Here is a 21,917-nt window from a genome sequence, read left to right as displayed (position 1 = left end):
AACAGGCCCTGGTGGAACAGGGCCTGCCGTCCGGTCCGCCCGCTCAGCGGAAGCTGTAGCGGAGGCTGGCCATGTAGCGGCGACCCAGCGCGTCCAGTACGTACGGGAACGGACCGATGTCGTCGGACAGGTTCAGCACCGACAGGTTCAGGCGCGCATTGTCGGTCAGGTGGTAGCTGACATTGGCATCCCAGGTCGTCCAGCTGTCGCGCTTGAAGTACTGCCGGCTTTCCGGGGTTGCGGTCAGGCTGAACTGCGAGCCGCTCGTGTAGTTGGACGTCACGCCATAGCTCCACTTGCCGATGGCATGCTGCGCCGTCCAGCGGAACTGGCGCTTGGGCTCATCGAACGTACCCACGCGCTCCACGAACGGCACATCCGCGTTGGCGGCCTGGCCACGGTTCTTCGGCATGTAGCCGTAGAAGCCCAGTGCCACCTGGCCGAACCGGCCCATGTCCCAGTTGTAGTCCACCTCGGCCGTCCAGCCGCGGAACATCAGCACCGGGCCATTGCCGTACTCGGTGCGGATATCGGTGGCCGCACCCGTCAACGGATTGCGCGTGACCAGGCTGCAGAAGCGGTTGGCGTTGGGCACGTCGGACGCATTGAAATCCGGGTTGTCGAAGCAGCCGGTGATGATGTCGGTCGGGCTCAGGCTGGTGATCACATCGGTGATCTTGATGTCATACCAATCGGCGGCGACGCGCAGGCCCTTCGCCCAGTCCGGTGCGAACACGATGCCTGCTGTCCAGGATTTGGCCTTCTCGTTCTTCAGGCCGGTATAGCCGTTGACCGAGCCGAGGGTGTTGGTCGGCGACGCCTGGAAGGTCGCCGGGTCCGCGCCCGGGTAGGCCTGGAAGAAGGCCTCGCAGTTGCGGCGGCGAATCGCGGGATTGGTGCCGCCGTTGATGGCCGACACCGAGCAGACTTCCGGGATGTTGTAGTACGCCGGCTGCAGCGAGGTATAGAGCTCGGCAATCGACGGGGCACGCAGCGACTGGGTCTTGCTGCCGCGCAGCTGGATTCCCGCGAACGGCTCGTACTGGATGCCATAGGTGTACGCGTTGAAGCCACCAGCCACCGAGTTGACCACGCGGCGGCCCTTCAGGGTCACGTCCAGGCGATGCAGGCCAGGCAGATCCCAGTCGGGGTTGAACAGCGGTGCCAGGAACTCGGCGAAGATTTCATTGGTGTGATAGTCGCCCTTGGCGCCCTGGATCGGCACCGAACGGCCCTGCCCCAGGCGCTGGTACTCGCTCGGGGTGAACGAGCCTTCTTCGCGGCGATGCTCCACGCCTGCGGCGAAGGAGAACTCGCCGCCCGGCAGGTCGAACAGGCCACCGGTCACCGACGCGTTGAACACGGTCTGGCGCGTGCGCGCCTTGGCCAGGGTCGGCGTCGACACATAGGCCAGTGCTTCAGGCGATGCCTGGTTCTCGCCGAACAGATTCAGTGGACGGCAGTTCGGATCCGCAGTGGTGCCGCGGGCGGATGCATCACAGACAATGTTGCCGCTGGCATCGCGCTTCACGTTGAGCGCATTGATGAAGTTCTGCTGGATCAGGCCGGTGCCCTTGTAGTCGAAGTCGCCCCGGCCGTGGGTCACACTGGTTTCCCAGTTGAAGCGGCGCTCGCCGATATCGAAGAAGCCGTCCAGGCCGAGCACGATGCGGCTGAGGCGCGTATCGGTACTGGCGTTGTTCATGCTCAGGTCGCGCGAAGAGCGCGACAGGCGGAACGAGGTGATGCCGTTCTCGGCCAGGATGCGACGGGACTCCGCGCTGAGGAACGGATTGTTCGCGCTGAACAGCATCGCGCCACTCTGGTCGCCACTGCCATCGGGGTTTGCGGCACCGAAACCGGCAGCGTTGTAGACGTTCTGGTCCAGCGTCTCGCGCGCGGTGGCGCTGTAGTGCGACAGTTCGAAGAAGCCGCGCACGTTGTCGTTGAAGTCGAAGCTGCCGGTCGAATAGACCGTACGGCGTTCGAGGTCGGCGATCAGTGGGACGGTCTCGTTGAGGTTGAGGCCATCGCCACCGGACGCGTTGCCGCTGGGATAGGAGATGCCCGGATCGTAGGCAACCAGATCGCCCTTGTCGTTGAAGTGCCAGAGCTTGTTGTTCGGACCAAAGCCGTTCAGTTCACCCGTGGCATTGCGCTGGTAGCTGCGCCGCACCTGGATGTCCGACGGCATGATCAGGCCACCGAAGGTCATGCTGGAGATGCGCCGGTTGCGGATCCAGACCTGGTCGGAGATGCCGTCGGCCGGCCCGGTGTTGAACGGGATGCTGGGGTCGATGCGACCGTCGTTGCCCGGCGTGCGCCACGGCTGGAAGCGCGCCACGTTGGCTGCCGTCGGATTGGTCTGCAGGCTGTAGCCGTTGCGGTAGAAGTCGCGCTGGAGCGCGTTCACGCCTTCGCTGTTGTCCAGTTCGGCAGCAATGGTGAAGTGGCCACGTCCGTCGGCGAAACCGCTGCCGAAGATGGCAGACCAGGAGTAGCGGTCGTTGTCGTTCTTGGTGGTCCTGCCAAAACCCAGCTCGACCTCGGCGCCCTCGAACTTGTCACGCAGGATGATGTTGTTCACGCCTGAGATGGCGTCGGAACCATACGTGGGCGCACCACCGATGCTCAGGCTTTCCACGCGCTCGACCATCACGGTCGGAATCGCGTTCATGTCGACCTGGATGCCCGAGCCGCCGCCGGCGCCGAATACGGTTGGCGGAGCCGAGGTCACGAAGCGGCGACCGTTGACCAGGGTCAGCAGGCGGTTGCTGCCCAGGCCGAAGCGACTGGCGAAGTTCACGCCCGCACCGAAGCCGGCCTGGTCACCGCGTGAGGACACGCCGGCAGACACACCGGGAATCTTGGTCAACGCATCGATCAGGTTGGTGTGTCCGTACGCATCGATATCCTGGCGGGACACCACAGCGGCTGGTTCCAGGGTGTCATAGCCGGCGCGGTAGATGTGCGAGCCCGTTACCGTGATGCGGTCCAGCTGGGTGGCCGCGGCTTCATTGGAAGCCTTCTTCGCGCTCTCAGCGGTGTCCTTTGCAGTTTCTCCCTCCTGCGCGAAGGCAGGCAGGGCGACGGCAAGCAGAATGGCCGAGGTGAGCGCGAGACTCAACGGATTACGGGGTAGTGGGCGAGTCTTCTGCATGTCTCTCTCTCTGAAAAAGTGAGGGCACAAAAAGCTCTGCATCGGCAAGGCAGAGGAAATGTAGTCAGCAACTGTTCACGTGCCGATAACGGGATTCATACACATAAAGACACGAAACGGCAACATTCAGCAAAAGTTCAATTTGATATGACACGTAGAGAAATGGAGCATGAGCGCGTAAACCTACGCCGGCATTGTTCAAAGAATCATTTCAAATCAAAGGCTTGAGCCGACATTACGCCCCGTCTGTCGCGGCCATGGCGCTCGTGTCCAGGGCCCTGGACACGTCATGTCCCGGCAGGCGCGCAACCCGTACCTGCGGGCAACCGCGAGCACGCGTTCATCATCAATTCACCCGCAGGGCAGGCATACGGACAGCCCTCGCTCGGCGCTGCGGCGACGCCCGATGTGCCTTCCTGGGACGCCTCCTGGCGCGTGCACGCCCCTTGCGCGGGGACATGACCTTCGACACCCTTGCAGGTCTGGCCGGCGGCGTATCGTTCGGCCCACGGTCGCACCTGCGGCCACTCCCTGACTCACTCGGCCCGGAGGCCATTCAAGTGACCCGTACTCCCAAGATCGTGCTGCTGACCCTGGCCGTTTCGGCCGCGCTGGTTGGCTGCGGCAAGACTGAAACCCCGGCCAAGGATGCCGCCGCCTCCGCCCCGGCCACCGCCGAAGCCACCACCTATAAGCTGGACGAGAGCAAGCTGCCGGCCTACAACGCCTTCCAGCCGAGCGACCTGGACACTACCAAGGACGCCTGCACCGCCTTTGGCGACTACGTCAACAGCAAGTGGCTGGCCGCCAACGAAATCCCGGGCGACCGCACCAGCTGGGGCGCGTTCACCATCCTCGACGAGCGTTCGGTGGCCGTGCAGCACCAGCTGGCCGAACAGGTCGCGCAGGTCAAGAATCCGAACCACATCGAGAAGATCGTCGGCGACCTGTGGGCGACCGGCATGGACGAAGCCAAGATCAACGCACAGGGCATCGAGCCGCTGAAGGCCGACCTGGCGGCGATCGACGGCCTGCAGGACAAGGCGGCGATCGCCAACTACCTGCGCACCAGCGCCGCCAAGGGTGACAACGTCCTGTTCGGCTTCGGTGCCGAAGCCGACTTCAAGAACTCGGCCATGAACATGGCCTACGCCAGCCAGGGCGGCCTGGGCCTGCCGGATACCACCTATTACACCGATGCCAAGAACGCCGACAAGCTGAAGGCCTACCAGGCGCACGTGGCCAAGGTGCTGGAGCTGTCCGGCGTCGCCGCGGCCGACGCGGCCAAGCAGGCCGAAGACGTGGTCAAGTTCGAAACCCGCCTGGCCAAGGCCTCCAAGTCGCGCGTCGAGCTGTCGCGCAACGTCGAGCTGTACTACAACCCGGTCACCCTGGCCGACGCCGACAAGCTGACTCCGAACTTCAGCTGGACCGAGTTCTTCAAGTCGCAGGGCGTGGCCGCGCCGGAGAAGTTCTCGCTGGCCATGCCGGCCTTCCATGAAGAAGTGAGCAAGGCGCTGGGCGATACCGACCCGTCGGTGTGGCGCGCCTACCTGCGCTTCCACACCGTGGACAGCGCCTCGCCGTACCTGGCTGACGCCTTCGTGCAGGAGAACTACGAGTTCTACGGCAAGACCCTCAACGGCCAGAAGGAACAGAAGCCGCGCTGGAAGCGCGTGCTGGGCACCATCGAGAACGATGCCGGTGAAGCCTTCGGCCAGCTGTACGTGAAGGTTGCCTTCTCGCCGGAAGCCAAGGCGAAGATGGAAGAGCTGGTGAAGAACCTGGCCGCCGCGCTGAAGGAACGCATCCAGGGCCTGAGCTGGATGAGCGAGGAAACCAAGGCCAAGGCCATCGCCAAGTGGGAGACCTTCACCCCGAAGATCGGTTACCCGGACAAGTGGCGCGACTGGTCGGGCCTGCAGACCCAGCGCGACAGCTTCCTGGGCAACGTGCGCGCGGCCAACGAGTTCAACTACAAGTTCAACCTGTCCAAGATCGGCAAGCCGGTGGACAAGACCGAGTGGGGCATGACCCCGCAGACCGTCAACGCCTACTACAACCCGCTGCAGAACGAGATCGTGTTCCCGGCCGCCATCCTGCAGCCGCCGTTCTTCGATCCGAAGGCCGACGATGCGCTGAACTACGGCGGCATCGGTGCGGTGATCGGCCATGAAATGACCCACGGTTACGACGACCAGGGTGCACGCTTCGGGCCGACCGGCAACATGGAAGACTGGTGGACCCCGGCCGACAAGAAGAACTTCGAAGGCCTCACCGGCAAGCTGGTCAAGCAGTTCGACCAGTACAAGGTCGACGGCCAGGCGGTGAACGGCCACCTGACCCTGGGCGAGAACATCGCCGACCTGGGCGGCCTGGCCACCGCCTACGACGCGCTGCAGAAGGCCACCGCCGGCAAGGAAGATGCGAAGGTCGATGGCTTCACCCGAGACCAGCGCTTCTTCTTCAACTGGGCCACCGTGTGGCGCACCAAGTACACCCCGGAAAACGCCAAGGTCCGCCTGGCCACCGACCCGCACGCCCCGGCGCAGTTCCGCGCCATGGGTGCGCCGTCGAACCTGCCGACCTTCGCCGCCGCGTTCCAGTGCAAGGCCGGTTCGCCGATGGCCCGCAGCGGCGAGCAGCAGGTGGTGATCTGGTAACCCACGGCTGACGTTGCGGCGTACCTGCAGAGGCCCGGGAATTCCCGGGCCTTTGTTGTTCACAGCGCCCGTCATCCACGCATGGCCCACGCCGTTGGTAGATGCCGACCTTGGTCGGCGCACGGCTCGGCGGAGCCACCGTGATGCGTGCATGCCGCGCCCATGCCCGGCTTGCTATAGTGCGCGCGCCCTCAATCCATCACGGATTCGTTCCACATGCCCAACTTCCGTCCGCTTGCCATCGCCCTGGGCATCAGCCTGGCGACTCTGGTCCCGACCCACGATGCGTTTGCCGCCGCCAAGAAGAAGGCCGCACGCGCCCCGGCCGTCAGCGCCCAGTGCAGCGACTTCTACGACGCCACCAATGCAGGCTGGCTGAAGGCCAACCCGGTGCCGCAGACCGGTGCCACTACCGCGCTCGGCCAGCTGGTCGACCGCAGCCGCCAGCAGCAGCGCGACCTGCTCGACGCCGCGATGAAGTCGCCGCAGGGCAATGTGCAGAAGCTGCTGGGTGACTTCTGGGCCAGTGGCCTTGACGAAGCCGCCGTGGAGGCGGACGGTTCCAATCCGATCGCCCCGCTGCTGACCCGCATCAACGCCATCAAGAAGGCCAAGGATGTGCCGGCGTCGATCGCCGCGCTGCACCAGGTGGGCATCCCGGTCGCCTTCAACTTCGGCCCCGACGTCGACCTGAAGGCACTGGACCGCCACATCGGTTACTTCATGCAGGGCGGCATGGGCCTGCCGGATCCTGCGTTCTATACCCGCACCGACGCCGACACCGTGGCGCTGATGGGCCGCTACCGCAACTACGTCAAGCAGATCCTGGCGCTGACCGGCACCCCGGCGGCCAAGCTGGATGCCGAATCGCAGGCGGTAATCGCGCTGGAGACCGAGCTGGCGCGCAACGCGCAGTCGCTGGCCGGCATCAACAACCCGTTCAACAACTACGCGCCGATCTCCACCAAGGAGCTCAACAGCCGCTACCGCAATCTGCAGCTGGACGCTTTCCTGAAGGCACAGGGCGTGGATGACGACCTGGTCTCGCTGGCCGATCCGGGGCTGTTCAAGCAGCTCGATGGCATGGTCACCAAGCTCAAGCCGGACCAGTGGAAGGCCTACCTGCGCTGGCGCGTGGGCGATTCGATGGCGCCGTACCTGTCCAAGGCCTACCGCGACGCCGAGTTCGAGTTCCGTGGCCGCGTGCTGCGCGGCGAAACCCTGCCACCGCAGCGCTGGGAAAGCGTGCTCGATGCGATCAACGTGGCCGCCGGCCCGATGGTCGGCCGCGAATATGCCGCGCGCTACCTGTCCGCCGAAGATCGTCGCCAGGCGGCGTGGATCGTCGACAAGCTGCGCGAAGTGCAGATCGAAGCGGTCAAGAACAACAGCTGGATGAGCGCCGAAGCCAAGGCTGAAGCGCAAGCCAAGCTGGCTGCGCTGAAGATCGAGATCGGCACGCCGCTGCGCGACCTGGACTACAGCGTGCAGCCGATGGGGCGCGGCTCGTTTGGTGGCAACATGCTGATTGCTTCGACCTGGCGCCACCGCGAGGAAATGAAGCGCATCGGCAAGGGCAATGCCGACCGCCGCTGGGACGTGCTGCCGCAGCAGCCGTCGCTGGCCTACGACCTGGCGCAGAACCGCCTGATCGTCACCGCCGCGATCCTGCAGGGCCCGGTGTTCAACGCCAAGGCCGACGCCGCCGACAAGTTCGGCAGCTTCGGTGGCCTGGTCGGCCATGAGCTGACCCGTGCGATCGATGCCAAGGGCGCGCTGGTCGATGCCAAGGGTGAGCTGCGCAGCTGGTGGACACCGGCCGACAAGACCGCCTGGACCCTGCTCGGCAATCGCGTGGCCGCGCAGTACAGTGCCTACGACTTCCCGGGCGTAAAGGGTGCCAAGGTCAACGGCACGCTCACCCAGGAAGAAAACCTGGCCGACATCGCCGGCCTGGAACTGGCATGGGCGGCGTATGCCGCGCAGGAGCCCAAGGCCAAGCAGGCACAGCAGCAGGGCTTCTTCCGCGCCTGGTCGACGCTGTGGGCACAGCAGCTGTCGCCGAACGAGGCCGCACGCCGCCTGACCGCCGACATCCGCGCACCGGGCCTGTGGCGCAGCAACGGCACGCTGGCCAACCTGCCGGCGTTCGGTGCCACCTTCAGTTGCAAGGCCGGGCAGCCGATGCAGCGCAGCGAAGCCGACCAGATCAAGGTCTGGCGCTGAGCCCGCTGCCGCACTGGTAGTGCAAAGGGCGCCTTCGGGCGCCCTTTTTTTGCGGGTGCAGCACGATCCGGGGTTAACACCGGGCGTGCTATCGCTGCGGCTTCGTCCAACGTGGAGCCGGACATGGCACACAAGAACACGATCTGTATCTGGTACGACAACGGCGCGCTCGAGGCCGCCACCTTCTATGCCAGCCTCCTGCCCGACAGTGCGGTGACTGCGGTGCATCACGCACCCGGCGACTACCCCGACGGCAAGGAAGGCAACGTACTGACGGTCGAATTCACGGTCTGCGGCATCCCCTGCGTCGGCCTCAACGGCGGCACCGCGTTCAAGCACAGCGAAGCCTTCTCCTTCCAGATCCAGACCGAGGACCAGGCCGAGACTGACCGCTTGTGGGACGCCATCGTCAGCAACGGCGGACAGGAGAGCCAGTGCGGTTGGTGCAAGGACCGATGGGGCATTTCCTGGCAGATCAGCCCACGCATGTTGATCGAAGCGGTGACCAGCCAGGACAAGGCACTGGCCAAGCGCGCCTTCAATGCGATGATGCCGATGAAGAAGATCGACATCGCCACCATCGAAGCGGCAATCAAAAAAGGGGACGGAGGGGATTAAGTCGTTTCTTCCCCCCTGTGCGCAGATGCGGATTGCGACTTAATTCCCTCCGTCCCCTTTTTTCCGAGGTGCTGATGTCCTGGGATGCGATCATCATCGGTGGCGGCCACAACGGCCTGGTCTGCGCGGCCTATCTCGCACGCGCTGGCAAGAAGGTGCTGGTGCTGGAACGTCGTGGCGTTCTCGGCGGCGCGGCGGTCACCGAGGAATTCCACCCCGGGTTCCGCAACTCGGTGGCGTCCTACACGGTGTCATTGCTGCAGCCGAAGGTGATCGACGACCTGCAGCTGCATGCGCATGGGCTGCGCATCATCAATCGCCCGGCCAACAACTTCCTGCCATTGCCGGACGGCCGCTACCTGCTGTCCGCACCGGGCCACACCCAGGCCGAGGTCGCGAAGTTTTCCGAGCGGGATGCACAGCGGCTACCCGAATACGAAGCGCGCCTGGAGATCTTCGCTGATGTGCTGCGCGCCTGGGCCCTGCGCGCGCCCCCGGACTTGGGCGTGGCGGGTGGTTGGCGTGCGCTGCCCGAACTATGGCAGATGGGGAAGCTCGGCCGCGAACTGGCAACGCTGGACGCGCCGCTTCGCCAGGAACTGCTGGACCTGTTCACGCTGTCGGCCGCCGAGTACCTGGACCGCTGGTTCGAAAGCGAGCCGATCAAGGCGCTGTTCGGCTTCGATGGCATCGTCGGCAACTACGCAAGCCCGTATACACCGGGCAGTGCCTACGTACTGCTGCACCACGTGTTCGGCCAGTGCAATGGCATGAAAGGTGCGTGGGGCCATGCGATCGGTGGCATGGGCGCGATCAGCCAGGCCATCGCCACTGCCGCGCGGGAGGCCGGGGCTGAGCTGCGCGTGGATGCCGGTGTGCAACGCCTGCTGATCGAGCAGGGTCGTGTCGTGGGCGTGGCGCTGGCCAACGGCGAAATCCTGCGCGCACGCGCGATGATCGCCAACGTCAATCCAAAGCTGCTGTATGAGCAGATGCTGGCACCGGAGCAGGTACCGGACGCAACGCGCGAACGCATGGCGAACTGGCGCTGCGGTTCGGGCACGTTCCGGATGAATGTCGCGCTGTCGCAGCTGCCGGACTTCCGCGCTCTGCCCGGTCCCGGCGATCACCTCAGCGCCGGGATCATCATGGCCCCCAGCCTGGATTACATGGACCGTGCCTGGCTGGATGCGCGTCGCAATGGCTGGTCACGCGAACCGATCGTGGAAATGCTCATTCCCAGCACGCTGGACGATTCGCTGGCGCCGCCCGGGCAGCATGTGGCCAGCCTGTTCTGCCAGCACGTGGCGCCCGTGCTGCCCGGTGGGCGTCACTGGGATGATCATCGTGAAACGGTGGCCGATCTGATGATCGCCACCGTTGAACGGTATGCGCCGGGTTTCGCTGGCAGCGTACTGGGCCGCCAGGTGCTGTCACCGCTGGATCTGGAGCGCACCTTCGGCTTGATCGGCGGCGACATCTTCCACGGAGCGCTCAGTGCCAACCAGTTGTTCTCGGCACGGCCGATGGTTGGCCAGGCTGGCTATCGTGGTGCCCTGCCCGGCCTGTATCTGTGCGGGTCGGGAACACATCCCGGGGGCGGCGTGACCGGCGCGCCAGGTCACAATGCGGCGCAGGTGGTGTTGCAGGATCTCTGAAGGCGTGCCACCCAAGGTTGGCACCTACCCGCGTGGGAGAAGGCGTGCCGACCAACGGTCGGCACCTACAGCGTCAAATGATCCTTCGGATCATTTGACGCTGCGCAGATGGTTCGGGCGCTTCGGTGGGCCGGGCGGTCGGCGCTTGTTGAACGGCGGCTGCCCTCGCCAGTAGCGGATCAGCAACCAGCCGAACAGCATGCCGCCGAGGTGCGCGAAGTGGGCCACGCCCGGCTGCCAGCCGGTCATGCCCAGCACCAGTTCGCCCACGCCGAACAGGATCACGAAGGTGCGCGCCTTCATCGGGATCGGTGGGAACAGCAGCATCACCCGCTGGTTCGGGAACAGCATGCCGTAGGCCAGCAGCAGGCCGAACACGCCGCCAGAGGCACCCAGCACCGTGGCCGGGTTCTCCAGCAGCGTACCCACCAGCAGCTGGCAGACACCGGCACCGGCCACGCAGACCAGGTAGTACAGCAGGAAGCGCTTCTCGCCCCAGGTCTGCTCCAGTGGCGCACCGAACATGAAGACCGCCAGCATGTTGAAGAACAGGTGGCCGAAGCTGCCATGCAGGAAGCCATAGGTCAGCAGCTGCCACGGCTGGAAGTTGCCGCCCGGCGAGAACGCATCGAAGCCTTGCTGCAGCGGTTGCAGCATGAACGGCTCGAAGGTCTGCATGCCAAGCAGGAACGGCTGCTGCAGCAGGAACAGGATCGCGTTGGCGATCAGCAGGGCCTTGGTGACGGTTGGCAGACGCGGGAACATGGGAGCACCGGCATGGAACGGCCTCCATCATAGCCGCAGCACCGCGCCTTGTTGGCGACCGGCAGGTCCGGCCTGTTCAGTCGCCAGCGATGCTCAGCCCGGGCCCCAAACGGCAGCATCCAGCACAACCGCCGGATCGGTCGTGGGCATCCGCACCCGGCCGTTCTCAACCACCACGCCCTCGGCACGCAGCCGCTGCGACTGCTCGCGCCAGCCCGCCGACCCTTCTTCCATGGCGATGCGCCCATCCGAGCGCAGCACGCGGTGCCAGGGCAGGTCCGGGTCGTCGTTCTGGCCCAGGATGCGCGCGGTCAGGCGCGCACGCCCGGGCAGGCCCGCGCGCATCGCCACCTGGCCGTAGCCCATCACCTGCCCCGCCGGGATCGCGCGGATCACCGCCAGGATGCGCGCACGCGCCTGCTCCGGCGTCAGCGCCGCAGGCGGGTCACCAGCAGAACGCCGATCAGCACCAGCACGGTGCCGGCGATCTGTGCCGGCCCCATCGGTTCGTCGAGCAGCCATAGGCTCATCACGATGGTGGAAACAGGGCCCAGCATACCGACCTGCGCGGCCAGCGACGAACCCACGCGCTGCACCGCCAGCATGATCGCCAGCACCGGCAGCACCGTGCACACGGTGGCATTGACCAACGACAGCCACTGCACCGGCGCCGGTGCCTGCCACAGCAGCGGCAGCGGATGGGTCACCGCGAAGTGCAGCAGCACCAGCACGCTGGCCACGCAGCTGGCGTAGGCGGTCAACCGCACCGCGCCGATGCGTGCCACCACCTGCCCGCTGCCGAACAGGTACAGCGCGTAGCTGAGCGCACTGCCCAGCACCAGCAGGCTGCCGACGATGATCTGCCCACCTTCGCGCTGCAGATCGTGGCCAAAGGCCAGCAGCACGCCCAGATAGCTCAGCACCAGCGCGCCGATCTGCCAGCGGCCCGGCCGCTGCCGTGCCAGCAGCACGTTGATCAGCAACACCAGGGTCGGGTTCAAGTAAAGAATCAGCCGCTCCAGGGTCACGCTGATGTACTGCAGGCCCTGGAAATCGAGCAGGCTGGACAGGTAGTAGCCGGTGAAGCCCAGCCACAGCACGCGTGCGCGGTCGGCCCAGGACAGCGGCTCTGCCCGGCGCGCAGCCCACAGTGCCATCAGCACGAACAGCGGCAGCGCCATCAGCATGCGCAGGGCGAGCAGCGAGGTGGCATCGACGCCATGACGCAGGCCGAGCTTGACGATGATGGCCTTGCCGGAGGCGGCGATGGCGCCGATCGCGGCCAGGCCGATACCCCCCAGCGCAATGCGCGGGGAAGCCGTAGCGATGCGGGAAGCGGGAGTGGACATCAGGACGACGGCGGGCCGCGCAGAGCGGCCCGGTAAGACGTGGGGGCGCCCATTGTCGCATGGGGGCGCCTGCTGTCCTGTAGCGTCGAGCCCGCGCCAGACTCCGCCAAGGCGGGGCGAAAAGCAGCCGAGCATAGGCTCGGCGCTACAACCGCCCAGGTCAGCGCATCAGCACCACTTCCTCGGCCGAGGTCGGGTGGATCGCCACGGTGTCGTCGAACTGGGCCTTGGTCGCGCCCATCTTCACCGCCACCGCGAAGCCCTGCAGGATCTCGTCGGCCGCTTCGCCCAGCAGGTGGATACCCACCACGCGCTCCTCCGGGCCCGCGCACACCATCTTGAACAGGCTGCGCTGGGTGCCGTTGGCCAGCGCCTGCAGCATCGGGCGGAAACGGCTGTGGTAAACGCTCACCTGGTCAAAACGCGCGCGCGCTTCTTCTTCGCTCATGCCCACAGCACCCAGCGGCGGGTGCGAGAACACCACGCTGGCCACGTTCTCGTAATCCATCTTCGATTGCGGCCGTCCACCGAACAGGCGGTCCATCAGCCGCCGTGAAGCGGCCACCGCCACCGGCGTCAGGCCGACCTTGCCAGCGATGTCGCCCACCGCGTGCACGCTCGGCACAGAGGTGGTCTGCCATTCGTCCACCTCCACCTGCTGGTGCTCGCCGATGCCGATGCCCAGCGCTTCCAGGCCCAGATCACGGCTGTTGCCGCGCCGGCCGGTGGCGAAGAACACTGCATCGAACACGCTGTCGAGCGGGCCATCATGACCGAACGCACGTACGCGTTCGCCATCGCGCTGCAGTTCGCGCAGGCGATAGCCGAAATGGATGCGCACGCCCTGCTGCTTCAGGTTCTCGGCCAGCTGATCGGTCAGCTCGTAATCGAAGCGATCCAGCAGCCGCTGGCCGCGCACCAGCAGGCTGACCTTGCTGCCCAGTGCCTGCAGCAGGCCGGCCAGCTCCACCGCGATGTAACCGCCACCGATGATCGCCACCTCGGCCGGTGCCGCACGCAGATCGAAGAAGTCATCGGAAACCAGGCCCAGTTCAGCGCCGGGAATATCCGGGCGCAGCGGATGCGCGCCGGTGGCGATCAGGATGTGCTCGGCGCTGTAATGCACGCCGTCACTGCAGGCCACGGTATGCGCATCGAGCAGACGGCCGCGCGCAGGGATGCGCACCACGCCGGTTTCATCCAGGCGCTTGCGGTAGCTGGTGTGGATGTTGGTGATGTAGGCCTGGCGATGGATCACCAGCTCCTTCCACGACAGCGCCGGGCGTGCCTCGACATCGAAGCCCATCGCATTGGCCAGGCCGATGCGCTCGTGCAGGTCGGCCGCCAGCCACATCGCCTTCTTCGGCACGCAGCCAACATTGACACAGGTTCCGCCCAGTTCGCCCGGTTCCAGCATCGCCACGCGCTTGCCATGCTGTGCTGCGCGGATGGCGCCGGCCAGGCCGGCGGAGCCGCCGCCAAGGACGATCAGGTCGTAATCATAAGGTGCAGTGCTCATCGGAATCGCTCGGGTCGGTAAGGGGCAGGATCGATCGCTGGCGTGCGGCCGCAGACGAGATCGGCGATCAGCTGGCCGGTGCCGGCGCTCATGCTGATGCCGAGCATGCCATGCCCCGCTGCAAGCCAGACGTGAGGATGCGCGGGCGCGCGGCCGATCGGCACAGCGCATGCGTGCCCATCGCTCACCCCTGCTCCGTGCTGCGCCGCATCGATGGCCACTGCCGATAGGTCATCGCACGCCATATCCACTCGATCGGGCCGAAGCGGAAATGGCGCAGCCACAGGTGCGAGAAGACCACCTGCGCGGCAAACAGCAGCAGCGCGAACAACAGCTGCACGCTGCGCGGCATCGTCTCGAACCTGCCCAGGCCATACTGGTAGAAGGTCCAGGTACACAGCAGCGACTGGCCAAGATAGTGGGTCAGCGCCATGCGCCCGACCGGTGCCAGCCAGGCCAACCGCGCACGCCAATGCGCGATCCACGCGAGGTAACCCAGGCACATCGGCAGGCCACCGATCGTCACCAGCGCCATCGCCGCCGTCGCCGGCAGGCCGTAGGCACCCGGCGCCAGATAGGGCTTCCAGGCAACACCCAGCAGCGTGACCACAAGGCCCAGCGGCAGTGCCCCCCAACGCAGCACCGCGTACAGCCGCGGAAAGCGCTCCGGCGTCGCCAACGCGCCGCTGCCGGCGAACCAGCTGCCGATCAGGAACATGCCCAGCACTTCCGGGCCGGTGATCAGCAGCGCGCCCATCGAGGTGCCGAACTCGCTCAGGCGCTGCACAGTGGCCTGCGCCCAGCTGCCCTGCCCGTACACCTGCCGCTGCAGGTCGATGCTCTGCTGCGCCTCGGCAAGCATGCCCCGCACCTCTTCGGTCGAAGCCATCGACACCATCGCGCCCACCAGCAGCATCAGCGCAACGCCGCCCAGATAGACGGTCACGCCCATCCACGGCAGCCAGCTGCGCGGCGCCTCCCGGCAGGCCAGCAACGGCAACGAGACCAACGCGTACATCACCAGGATGTCGCCGGACCAGACCAGCAGCGCGTGGCACAGGCCGATCAGCAGCAAGCCAGCGCTGCGGCGCAGATAGAACGGGGTGAAGTCGCGCCCGGCGGCCTCAGCGCGCTGCGCCATCACCGCGAAGCCGGCGCCGAACAGCAGCGAGAACAGGGTGAAGAACTTGCCCTGCACGAACACGTACACAAAGGCATCGGCCCAGTAGTCGATGCCGTGCCAATGCACGTCGATGCCGGTGAAGGCCAGGTCCAGCGGTCCGCTGAAGGCCTCGATGTTCATCAGCAGGATGCCCAGCAGCGCGGCACCGCGCAGCACGTCCAGCACGGCGATGCGTTCGCCGGAAGCGACCGGCTGCAGGGAAGGAGAAGCGGCGTTCACGGGGCGTCCGTCAGGCAGGTCCGCCATTATGCCGCCGGCCCGTACGCCATGGATGGCCGCGCCGTGTTCCAGAAGCGCAACGGCCCGCCGAAGCGGGCCGCTGCATCCATCACGATCGCGCTGCGATCAGTGCTGGTGACCACCGTCGCCGTGGACGTGGCCGTGGTCGATCTCTTCCTTGCCGGCTTCGCGCACGTCGACGATCTCGACGTCGAAGTGCAGGTCCTTGCCGGCCATCGGGTGGTTCAGGTCGACGTCGACGACGCTCATGCCGACCTTCTGCACGGTCACCGCACGCGGGCCGAAGTTGGTCTGCAGCACGACCTGCTGGCCCGGGGCCAGCTTGGTGTTGCCGAAGTGCTTCTTCGGCACGCGCTGGGACAGGCCTTCACGACGCTCGCCGTAGGCATCGGCCGCCTTGACGTCGACGTTGAAGGTCGCGCCGGCTTCCTTGTCCATCATGGCGTTTTCCAGGCCCGGGATGATGTTGCCGTGGCCGATCAGGATCGCCAGCGGCTCGCCGCGGTCCTTGGACGACTCGATCGGCTCCTGGCCGACTTCGGAAACGGTGTAGTGGAAGCGGACAACGCGGTCTTTTTCGATCTTCATGCGCAACTCTGTCTGGATCTGCCGGAGGCAGGCGGGTTGGGGCGGGTTGTCGCCCGGCGGGGACGCCGCCATCATGACGGCCAATCCAAGGTGGCGCATTATCCGGAGATCATGCACATCACGCCAGTTTCGTCCGGCCCGCGCCGGTTCCTCGCCCCGGCCCTGTTGCTGGCCCTGCCCGTGTTGATGACCGCCTGTGGAGGCGGCAAGGCCACCCGCCCGGCGCCGCCGCCGCCGACGGCGAACTGGCCGAAGACCATGCCGGACAACCCCGAGGCCGCCAACTCGGTGCTGATGCGGGCCATCAGCCTGGTCGGCACGCCCTACCGCTATGGCGGCAATACCCCGGATTCGGGCTTCGACTGCAGCGGCCTGGTCGCCTATGTCTATCGGGAAATGCTGGACCTGCGACTGCCGCGCACCTCGCGCGACCTGGCCGCGGTACAGGGCCCGAAGATCGATCCGCAGCGCCTGGCCACCGGCGATCTGGTGTTCTTTGGCAGCCGAGGCAGCGTCACCCATGTCGGCATCTATGTAGGTGAGGGGCGTTTCGTGCACGCGCCGAGTACCGGCGGAACGGTACGCCTCGACTCGCTCAGCGGCCCCTACTGGAAAGACCACTACACGGGGGCGAAACGCGTCCTTCGCTAAAATGAACAGGCGATATGTTCAAAACTGTGACGAAAATCACTACCGCAATAACGCTTTACTAACGGAATTTTTAACTTATCGGCGCTTTTACAGGGCATGATGCCCCATCGTTTTTTTCCTGTGACCGACGCGTGACGACTGACGACCTGAAAAGCGAAGGCCAGACTTCCGTATCTTCACGCAGTGCCCGCCCGTTGTTGCTTGGCCTGGCACTGTGCCTGACCAGCCTTCCGGCCTGGTCGCAGACCGCTCCGAACCGTTCCGATGTGCCCCCGGCCCCGGTGGCCGAGAGCGTCGCTCGACCGGCCGCCAAGGCCGAGGCTGCCGCTCCGCAGCGCAGCCGCGTCGATGCCGCCGCCAGCGCCACGCTGGCCGCCCTGCTGCCGCACCTGGCCGCCAACGACACCATTCCGCTGATGGACCGCTCGGCCGTGGTGGCCGGCGACCTCAGCCGCCTGCTCGCCAATTACGACACCAGCAGCGCCGCCAATGGCAGCGTTGTCGGTACCGCCGCCGACAACGGCAAGGTGCAGTCGCTGCTGCGCCGCGCGATGACCCTGCTGGGCACCCCGTACCGTTGGGGTGGCAGCAACCCGGACAGCGGTTTCGACTGCAGCGGCCTGGTCGGTTATGTGTTCCGTTCGGCCCTGGGCATCGAGCTGCCGCGCGTCTCGCGCGAGATGGCCCACGATGACAACGCCGAACTGATCAACGACCGCACCGCGCTGGCCGCAGGTGACCTGGTGTTCTTCGGCCGCAAGGGCCGCGTCGACCACGTCGGCATCTATGTCGGCGACGGCCGCTTCCTGCACGCACCGAGCTCCGGCAAGGACGTGCGCGTGGACACCCTGCTCAGTGGCTACTGGGGCAACAAGTTCATGCAGGCCCGCCGGGTCGACCTCTGACCCGCTGGCGCTACGGCGCCGCCTGATGCGAGAAGCCGCTGCCCTGCAGCGGCTTTTTTGTTTGCGCCCCCGGTAGGTGCCGACCTTGGTCGGCATCGCGCCGCCTGCCCTGGTGGGTGCCGACCGTTGGTCGGCACTGCCTCCATCCACGCATGGCGTGGATCTACCAGGACCCGCCTTGGCCGCCACCGCGCCAACCAGCTCCCAAACAAAAGGCCCGCCGGGTCAGGGCGGGCCTTTCATCTCCACGCGACCTTAGGCGCGTGGCGGTGTCGGGTCAGGATCGTCCACGCCCACATTGCTGGACGGATTGTCATACACCGCCTGGTCGAGCAACCCGGTCTCCTTGGCCACGAGCACCGGCACCAGCATCTGGCCGGTCACATTCGTCATCGTGCGCATCATGTCCAGGATGCGGTCGATGGCATACAGGTAGCCGATGGTCTCCAGCGGCAGATTGGCTGCGCTCAGCACCACCGTGGCCATGATCACCGCAGTACCCGGCACGCCGGCGGTGCCGAAGCTGCCCAGCACCGAGGCGATCAGCACCACCACGTACTGCTCCGGGGTCAGCGGCACGCCGCTGTACTGCGAAATGAACACCGCGCACAGCGCCGGATAGATCGCGCCGCAGCCGTCCATCTTGATGCTGGCGCCCAGCGGCACCGCGAACGAACCGTAGTCCTTGTTCACGCCCAGGTTGTGGGTGATCGAACGCAGCGCCACCGGCATCGCAGCAAAGCTGGACGAGCTGACGAACGCAACCTGCATGCCCGGTGCGGCGCCACGGAAGAACTTCAGCGGGTTCAGGCCGTGCGCCAGCAGCAGCGCGCTGTAGACCACCACGATGTGCAGCGCACAGGCCACGTACAACGCCAGCACGAAATGGCCCAGCGGCAGCAGCTTCTCGAACCCATAGCTGCCGACCAGGCCTGCGATCAGGCCGAAGGTGCCGATCGGGGTGACTTCCAGCACGAAGCGGGTCACCTGGATCATGATGTCGCTCATCTGGCCGACCAGCTTGCGCGCCTCGGTCACCTTCTCGCCCAGCTTGACGATGGCAAAGCCCACCAGGCCGGCGAAGAAGATCACCGGCAGGATCGAGCCGCGACCCGCAGCCAGCACGGTCTCACCGGCCGCGTTGACCTTGGTGCCGATGCCGGACAGCGCATAGAAGACATTGGCAGGCACCACGTCCAGCAGCACCTGCACCACGCTGGGCACTTCGCGCGGCACGTAGTTGCTGGCCATCGACAACTGCAGGCCACCCGCGCCGGGCTGCAGCACCGTACCCACGGCCAGGCCGACACACACTGCCAGCGCAGCGGTAATCACGAACCACAGGAAGGTGCGCCCACTGAGCGCGGCCACGGACTTCTGCCCGTGCAGCGACGAGATCGCGTTGATGACCGCGAAGAACACCAGCGGCACGGCGATCATCTTGATCAGGGTGACGTACAGCTCACCGAGCGGGCCAAACCACGTTTCCGCGGCCGGGCCGAGCGCCCAGCCGGCCAGCGCGCCGAGCACGAAGCCACCGACCACGCGCTGCCAGAACGGAATCCGCAGCCAGGCAGAGACCAGCTTCATAGGCAATCCAGAGGGGAAGGAAGGGATGCTGGCACGATAGCCCAAGGCAGCCCGCAGAACGACCGCCCGGCCGGCAAATCAGTGTGTCATCGGCGTGCCTTGCTGGGGCGGGCATAATGAATGTCCCGTTACAGTTTGTGAGATCCCAGCGTCCATGCGTCGTTCCGTCTCCCTGTTGGCCGCCTGCGCCACCACCCTTCTGCTGGGCGCCTGCGCCAGCTCCGCCCCCGCGTCCGCCCCGGCCGGCCTGAAGGTCGCCGTCGATCCCGTCGCCCATCCGGCCGGCGAGACCCCGCAGTGGTGGTACCGCAGCGGGGCCGCCCAGGCTGCGGCCAATGGTGCGATGTCCGGCAAGGCCAAGAACGTCATCCTGTTCCTCGGTGACGGCATGAGCCTGACCACTGTGGCCGCCTCGCGCATCTACGAGGGCCAGCGCAAGGGCGGCTCCGGCGAGGAGAACCTGCTGTCTTGGGAACGCTTCCCGGCCACGGCGTTCAGCAAGACCTACAACACCGATTCGCAGACGCCTGATTCGGCCGGCACCATGACCGCCATCACCACCGGCGTGAAGACCCACATGGGCGCGATCGGCGTCAGTGCCGGAAGCCGCACCGACTGTGCCGACAGCCTGTCCAAGGGCCTGCTGACCTGGCTGCAGCTGGCCGACAGCGCCGGCCTGGCCACCGGCGTGGTCTCCACCGCACGCCTGACCCATGCCACCCCGGCTGCCACCTACGCGCACTCGCCCGAGCGCAACTGGGAAAACGACACCGACCTGACTGAAGCGGCCAAGGCGGCCGGCTGCAAGGACATCGCCCAGCAGCTGCTGTCGACCTCGCGCTATGGGCGCGGCCCGCTTGTCGCCCTTGGTGGCGGCCGTGGTGAGTTCACCACCGTGGAAGAGCGCGACCCGGAATACGACGACAAGGTCGGCCAGCGCCTGGACGGCCGCAGCCTGGTCCAGGAATGGCAGGAGGCGCATCCGCAGGGTGCCTATGTCTGGAACAGCAAGCAGCTGGCCGCGGCCGCCAATGCGCCGTCCATCCTTGGCCTGTTCGAACCGGACCACATGCGCTACGAGTACGAGCGCCCGCAGGATCCGGGCGGTGAGCCGAGCCTGGCCGAACTGACGGCTGCAGCGATCAAGAACCTTTCCAGGCACCCGGAAGGCTACGTGCTGATGATCGAAGGCGCGCGTATCGACCACGCCAACCACAGCGGCAATGCCTACCGTGCACTGACCGAGACCGTGGCGCTGTCCGATGCGGTGCGCGTGGCCAACGAGCTGACCTCGGCCGACGACACCCTGATCATCGTCACCGCCGACCACTCGCACACGCTGAACTTCGTCGGCTACCCGGCACGCGGCAACCCGATCCTGGGCAAGGTGAAGGACAAGGGCGGCGAAGACGGCGCCGGCAAGCTGGACTACGCCCTGGACGGCACCGGCCAGCCGTACACCACGCTGAGCTACGCCAACGGCCCAGGCCACACCGGCAGCAGCAACCAGCAGCCGGCCGGGCCGAAGCGCTACCCGCACAACCCAAGCAGCTTCGAACCGGCCAACGGTCGCCCGAACCTGCGCGAGGTCGACACCGAGCATCCGGACTACATGCAGGAAGCGCTGGTGCCGATGAAGTCCGAATCGCATGGTGGTGAGGACGTCGGCATCTGGGCACGTGGCCCGGGCAGCAAGGCGATCCGCGGCACGCTGGAACAGAACGCGATCTACCACATGATCGTGCAGGCCACCCCAGCCCTGCGCGAGCGCCTGTGCCAGGCCGGCACCTGCGATGACAAGGGCGTCCCTGTGCAGTTGCCGGCACCGACGGCCTTCGAACGCAAGGCCGAGGCCAAGTGATCGCGCGGCAGGCCCGCCCTGCCCCTGCCAGCGGCCGCTTTGCGCGGTCGCTGGCAATGCTTGGCGTGCTGGTCAGTGCCAATGCACAGGCACAGGCACCGGCATGCAAGCTGCTGACCGACGAACACGGGTTGTGGCCGCTCCCCAACTGCGAGGTGGTCGATCACCGGCTGAAGATCAGCGCCGATACGCTGAAGGACCTGAACTACGACGACCACGGCCTGGCCGTGGTGTATGCCGACCAGGGCTTCCACTACGTCGACCGCACGGGCCACAGCCTGCCGGTGCTTACCTGGGACAACGGCCCGGAAACTCCGCAGGAAGGCCTGCTGCGCGCACGCGTCGGCCACCGCGTGGGCTACTTCGACCTGAAGTTCCGCCAGGTGGTGCCCGGCACCTTCGATTTCGGGTGGCCGTTCCAGGACGGCGTGGCCGAGGTCTGCAACGGCTGCCGTCGCGGCACGCCGGATGCCGATGGCCACACGCCGATGGAAGGCGGAGAGCGGTTCCGCATCGACCGCTCGGGCCGCCGGGTGAAGTAGGGTTTCGGCAGGGCTGCGCCCTGCACCTGCTACAAGCCAGAGCAACAGCAACAGCCAAACGGCTCTGGATTTCTGTTGGTTGGGCGGGGCGGTGTGGTTGGTCAGGACACGCCGTAAACCCGTCCTTGGGGGCTCGATGGCGCCATCCATGGCGCCAACGGTCCTGCCCACCCACACCGCCCCACCCCCGAGAGTTTTCTGGTGACGGTTGGACCGTCCACGCCATGCGTGGATCAGATCTGTCAGCTATCGAATTGAATCCGGGGTCAGATCCGTTTTCCGCAGGAAAACGGATCTGACCCCATGAGCAATCCGACAGTTCGCAGGAAACTGTCGAAGGCGGGGTGGGTCCGGTTGCGGGGGCGTGAGCCGCATGGATGCGGCGACCGAGCTTACATG

At 66.2% G+C, this 21,917-nt stretch carries 16 protein-coding genes and 1 pseudogene; 8 read left to right on the top strand and 9 right to left on the bottom strand.

Annotated elements, in window-relative coordinates:
• Positions 1-43 precede the first annotated feature (43 nt).
• Positions 44-3,160: a TonB-dependent receptor domain-containing protein gene (locus tag AC10QF_RS14070; RefSeq protein WP_111178030.1), complete on the bottom strand. Its 3,117-nt coding sequence runs from the start codon at positions 3,158-3,160 to the stop codon at positions 44-46.
• A gap of 560 nt (positions 3,161-3,720) precedes the next feature.
• On the opposite strand from AC10QF_RS14070, the gene AC10QF_RS14065 reads away from it, so the two are divergent.
• The 4 genes from AC10QF_RS14065 to AC10QF_RS14050 all read left to right on the top strand — a co-directional run bounded on the left by AC10QF_RS14065 (position 3,721) and on the right by AC10QF_RS14050 (position 10,325).
• A complete protein-coding gene (locus tag AC10QF_RS14065) occupies positions 3,721-5,823 on the top strand; it encodes a M13 family metallopeptidase (protein WP_111127003.1) in 2,103 nt (700 codons plus the stop codon).
• Positions 5,824-6,039: 216 nt separating this feature from the next.
• The gene (locus tag AC10QF_RS14060; protein WP_005418018.1) at positions 6,040-8,049 is read left to right on the top strand and encodes a M13 family metallopeptidase; all 2,010 of its coding nucleotides are present in this window, start codon (positions 6,040-6,042) and stop codon (positions 8,047-8,049) included.
• A gap of 123 nt (positions 8,050-8,172) precedes the next feature.
• On the top strand, positions 8,173-8,667 hold the full coding sequence (locus AC10QF_RS14055) for a VOC family protein (protein WP_088497839.1): 495 nt from the start codon (positions 8,173-8,175) through the stop codon (positions 8,665-8,667).
• Positions 8,668-8,741: 74 nt separating this feature from the next.
• Positions 8,742-10,325 (top strand): phytoene desaturase family protein, encoded by a 1,584-nt coding sequence (locus AC10QF_RS14050; protein ID WP_494542399.1) that lies wholly within the window; start codon positions 8,742-8,744, stop codon positions 10,323-10,325.
• Between the two features lie 90 nt (positions 10,326-10,415).
• Here AC10QF_RS14050 and AC10QF_RS14045 read toward each other — a convergent pair whose 3' ends face one another.
• The 7 genes and pseudogenes from AC10QF_RS14045 to AC10QF_RS14015 form a co-directional block, all read right to left on the bottom strand.
• Complete coding sequence (locus tag AC10QF_RS14045) at positions 10,416-11,090, bottom strand: rhomboid family intramembrane serine protease (RefSeq protein ID WP_005410509.1); 675 nt, start codon at positions 11,088-11,090, stop codon at positions 10,416-10,418.
• A 93-nt stretch (positions 11,091-11,183) separates the two neighbouring features.
• Positions 11,184-11,612 (bottom strand): MGMT family protein, encoded by a 429-nt coding sequence (locus AC10QF_RS14040; protein ID WP_372484192.1) that lies wholly within the window; start codon positions 11,610-11,612, stop codon positions 11,184-11,186.
• Positions 11,519-12,439, bottom strand: a complete 921-nt coding sequence (locus AC10QF_RS14035; RefSeq protein ID WP_005418025.1) for a DMT family transporter — start codon at positions 12,437-12,439, stop codon at positions 11,519-11,521. The genes AC10QF_RS14040 and AC10QF_RS14035 overlap by 94 nt, the downstream gene beginning before the upstream one ends.
• A gap of 160 nt (positions 12,440-12,599) precedes the next feature.
• Positions 12,600-13,958 (bottom strand): glutathione-disulfide reductase, encoded by a 1,359-nt coding sequence (gene gorA, locus AC10QF_RS14030; protein ID WP_005418027.1) that lies wholly within the window; start codon positions 13,956-13,958, stop codon positions 12,600-12,602.
• Positions 13,955-14,116 (bottom strand): annotated as a pseudogene (locus AC10QF_RS14025) (amino acid dehydrogenase); the annotation flags it as partial. The pseudogene AC10QF_RS14025 and the gene gorA, both read right to left, overlap by 4 nt.
• A 26-nt stretch (positions 14,117-14,142) precedes the next feature.
• Entirely contained in the window at positions 14,143-15,387 is a 1,245-nt protein-coding gene (locus tag AC10QF_RS14020; RefSeq protein WP_494542398.1) for a DUF418 domain-containing protein, read from the bottom strand.
• Positions 15,388-15,486: 99 nt separating this feature from the next.
• A complete protein-coding gene (locus AC10QF_RS14015; protein WP_005418041.1) occupies positions 15,487-15,969 on the bottom strand; it encodes an FKBP-type peptidyl-prolyl cis-trans isomerase in 483 nt (160 codons plus the stop codon).
• Between the two features lie 111 nt (positions 15,970-16,080).
• Here AC10QF_RS14015 and AC10QF_RS14010 point away from each other — a divergent pair, with 111 nt between their 5' ends.
• Both AC10QF_RS14010 and AC10QF_RS14005 read left to right on the top strand, forming a co-directional pair.
• Positions 16,081-16,620, top strand: a complete 540-nt coding sequence (locus AC10QF_RS14010) for a C40 family peptidase (RefSeq protein ID WP_494542397.1) — start codon at positions 16,081-16,083, stop codon at positions 16,618-16,620.
• Positions 16,621-16,751: 131 nt separating this feature from the next.
• Positions 16,752-17,525 (top strand): C40 family peptidase, encoded by a 774-nt coding sequence (locus tag AC10QF_RS14005; RefSeq protein ID WP_061479643.1) that lies wholly within the window; start codon positions 16,752-16,754, stop codon positions 17,523-17,525.
• A gap of 255 nt (positions 17,526-17,780) precedes the next feature.
• Here AC10QF_RS14005 and AC10QF_RS14000 read toward each other — a convergent pair whose 3' ends face one another.
• Entirely contained in the window at positions 17,781-19,115 is a 1,335-nt protein-coding gene (locus AC10QF_RS14000; protein ID WP_005418056.1) for a dicarboxylate/amino acid:cation symporter, read from the bottom strand.
• Between the two features lie 154 nt (positions 19,116-19,269).
• Here AC10QF_RS14000 and AC10QF_RS13995 point away from each other — a divergent pair, with 154 nt between their 5' ends.
• Together AC10QF_RS13995 and AC10QF_RS13990 are read left to right on the top strand one after the other, a co-directional pair.
• On the top strand, positions 19,270-20,976 hold the full coding sequence (locus AC10QF_RS13995) for an alkaline phosphatase (RefSeq protein ID WP_494542396.1): 1,707 nt from the start codon (positions 19,270-19,272) through the stop codon (positions 20,974-20,976).
• Entirely contained in the window at positions 20,973-21,518 is a 546-nt protein-coding gene (locus AC10QF_RS13990; protein WP_111126972.1) for a WG repeat-containing protein, read from the top strand. Before AC10QF_RS13995 ends, AC10QF_RS13990 begins: the two co-directional genes overlap by 4 nt.
• The last annotated feature ends 399 nt before the right edge of the window (positions 21,519-21,917 follow it).

The sequence above is a fragment of the Stenotrophomonas maltophilia complex sp. Om-AH-Sm3 genome (assembly GCF_059337855.1).
This window is presented reverse-complemented; position numbering and strand designations above follow the sequence as displayed.

Excerpts from the sequence above, each read along its gene's own strand:
- AC10QF_RS14070 (WP_111178030.1), bottom strand. The coding sequence starts at position 3,160 with ATGCAGAAGACTCGCCCACTACCCCGTAATCCGTTGAGTCTCGCGCTC.
- AC10QF_RS14060 (WP_005418018.1), top strand. The coding sequence starts at position 6,040 with ATGCCCAACTTCCGTCCGCTTGCCATCGCCCTGGGCATCAGCCTGGCG.
- AC10QF_RS14055 (WP_088497839.1), top strand. The coding sequence starts at position 8,173 with ATGGCACACAAGAACACGATCTGTATCTGGTACGACAACGGCGCGCTC.
- AC10QF_RS14050 (WP_494542399.1), top strand. The coding sequence starts at position 8,742 with ATGTCCTGGGATGCGATCATCATCGGTGGCGGCCACAACGGCCTGGTC.
- AC10QF_RS14045 (WP_005410509.1), bottom strand. The coding sequence starts at position 11,090 with ATGTTCCCGCGTCTGCCAACCGTCACCAAGGCCCTGCTGATCGCCAAC.
- AC10QF_RS14040 (WP_372484192.1), bottom strand. The coding sequence starts at position 11,612 with ATGGCTGCTCGACGAACCGATGGGGCCGGCACAGATCGCCGGCACCGT.
- AC10QF_RS14035 (WP_005418025.1), bottom strand. The coding sequence starts at position 12,439 with ATGTCCACTCCCGCTTCCCGCATCGCTACGGCTTCCCCGCGCATTGCG.
- gorA (WP_005418027.1), bottom strand. The coding sequence starts at position 13,958 with ATGAGCACTGCACCTTATGATTACGACCTGATCGTCCTTGGCGGCGGC.
- AC10QF_RS14020 (WP_494542398.1), bottom strand. The coding sequence starts at position 15,387 with ATGGCGGACCTGCCTGACGGACGCCCCGTGAACGCCGCTTCTCCTTCC.
- AC10QF_RS14015 (WP_005418041.1), bottom strand. The coding sequence starts at position 15,969 with ATGAAGATCGAAAAAGACCGCGTTGTCCGCTTCCACTACACCGTTTCC.
- AC10QF_RS14010 (WP_494542397.1), top strand. The coding sequence starts at position 16,081 with ATGCACATCACGCCAGTTTCGTCCGGCCCGCGCCGGTTCCTCGCCCCG.
- AC10QF_RS14000 (WP_005418056.1), bottom strand. The coding sequence starts at position 19,115 with ATGAAGCTGGTCTCTGCCTGGCTGCGGATTCCGTTCTGGCAGCGCGTG.
- AC10QF_RS13995 (WP_494542396.1), top strand. The coding sequence starts at position 19,270 with ATGCGTCGTTCCGTCTCCCTGTTGGCCGCCTGCGCCACCACCCTTCTG.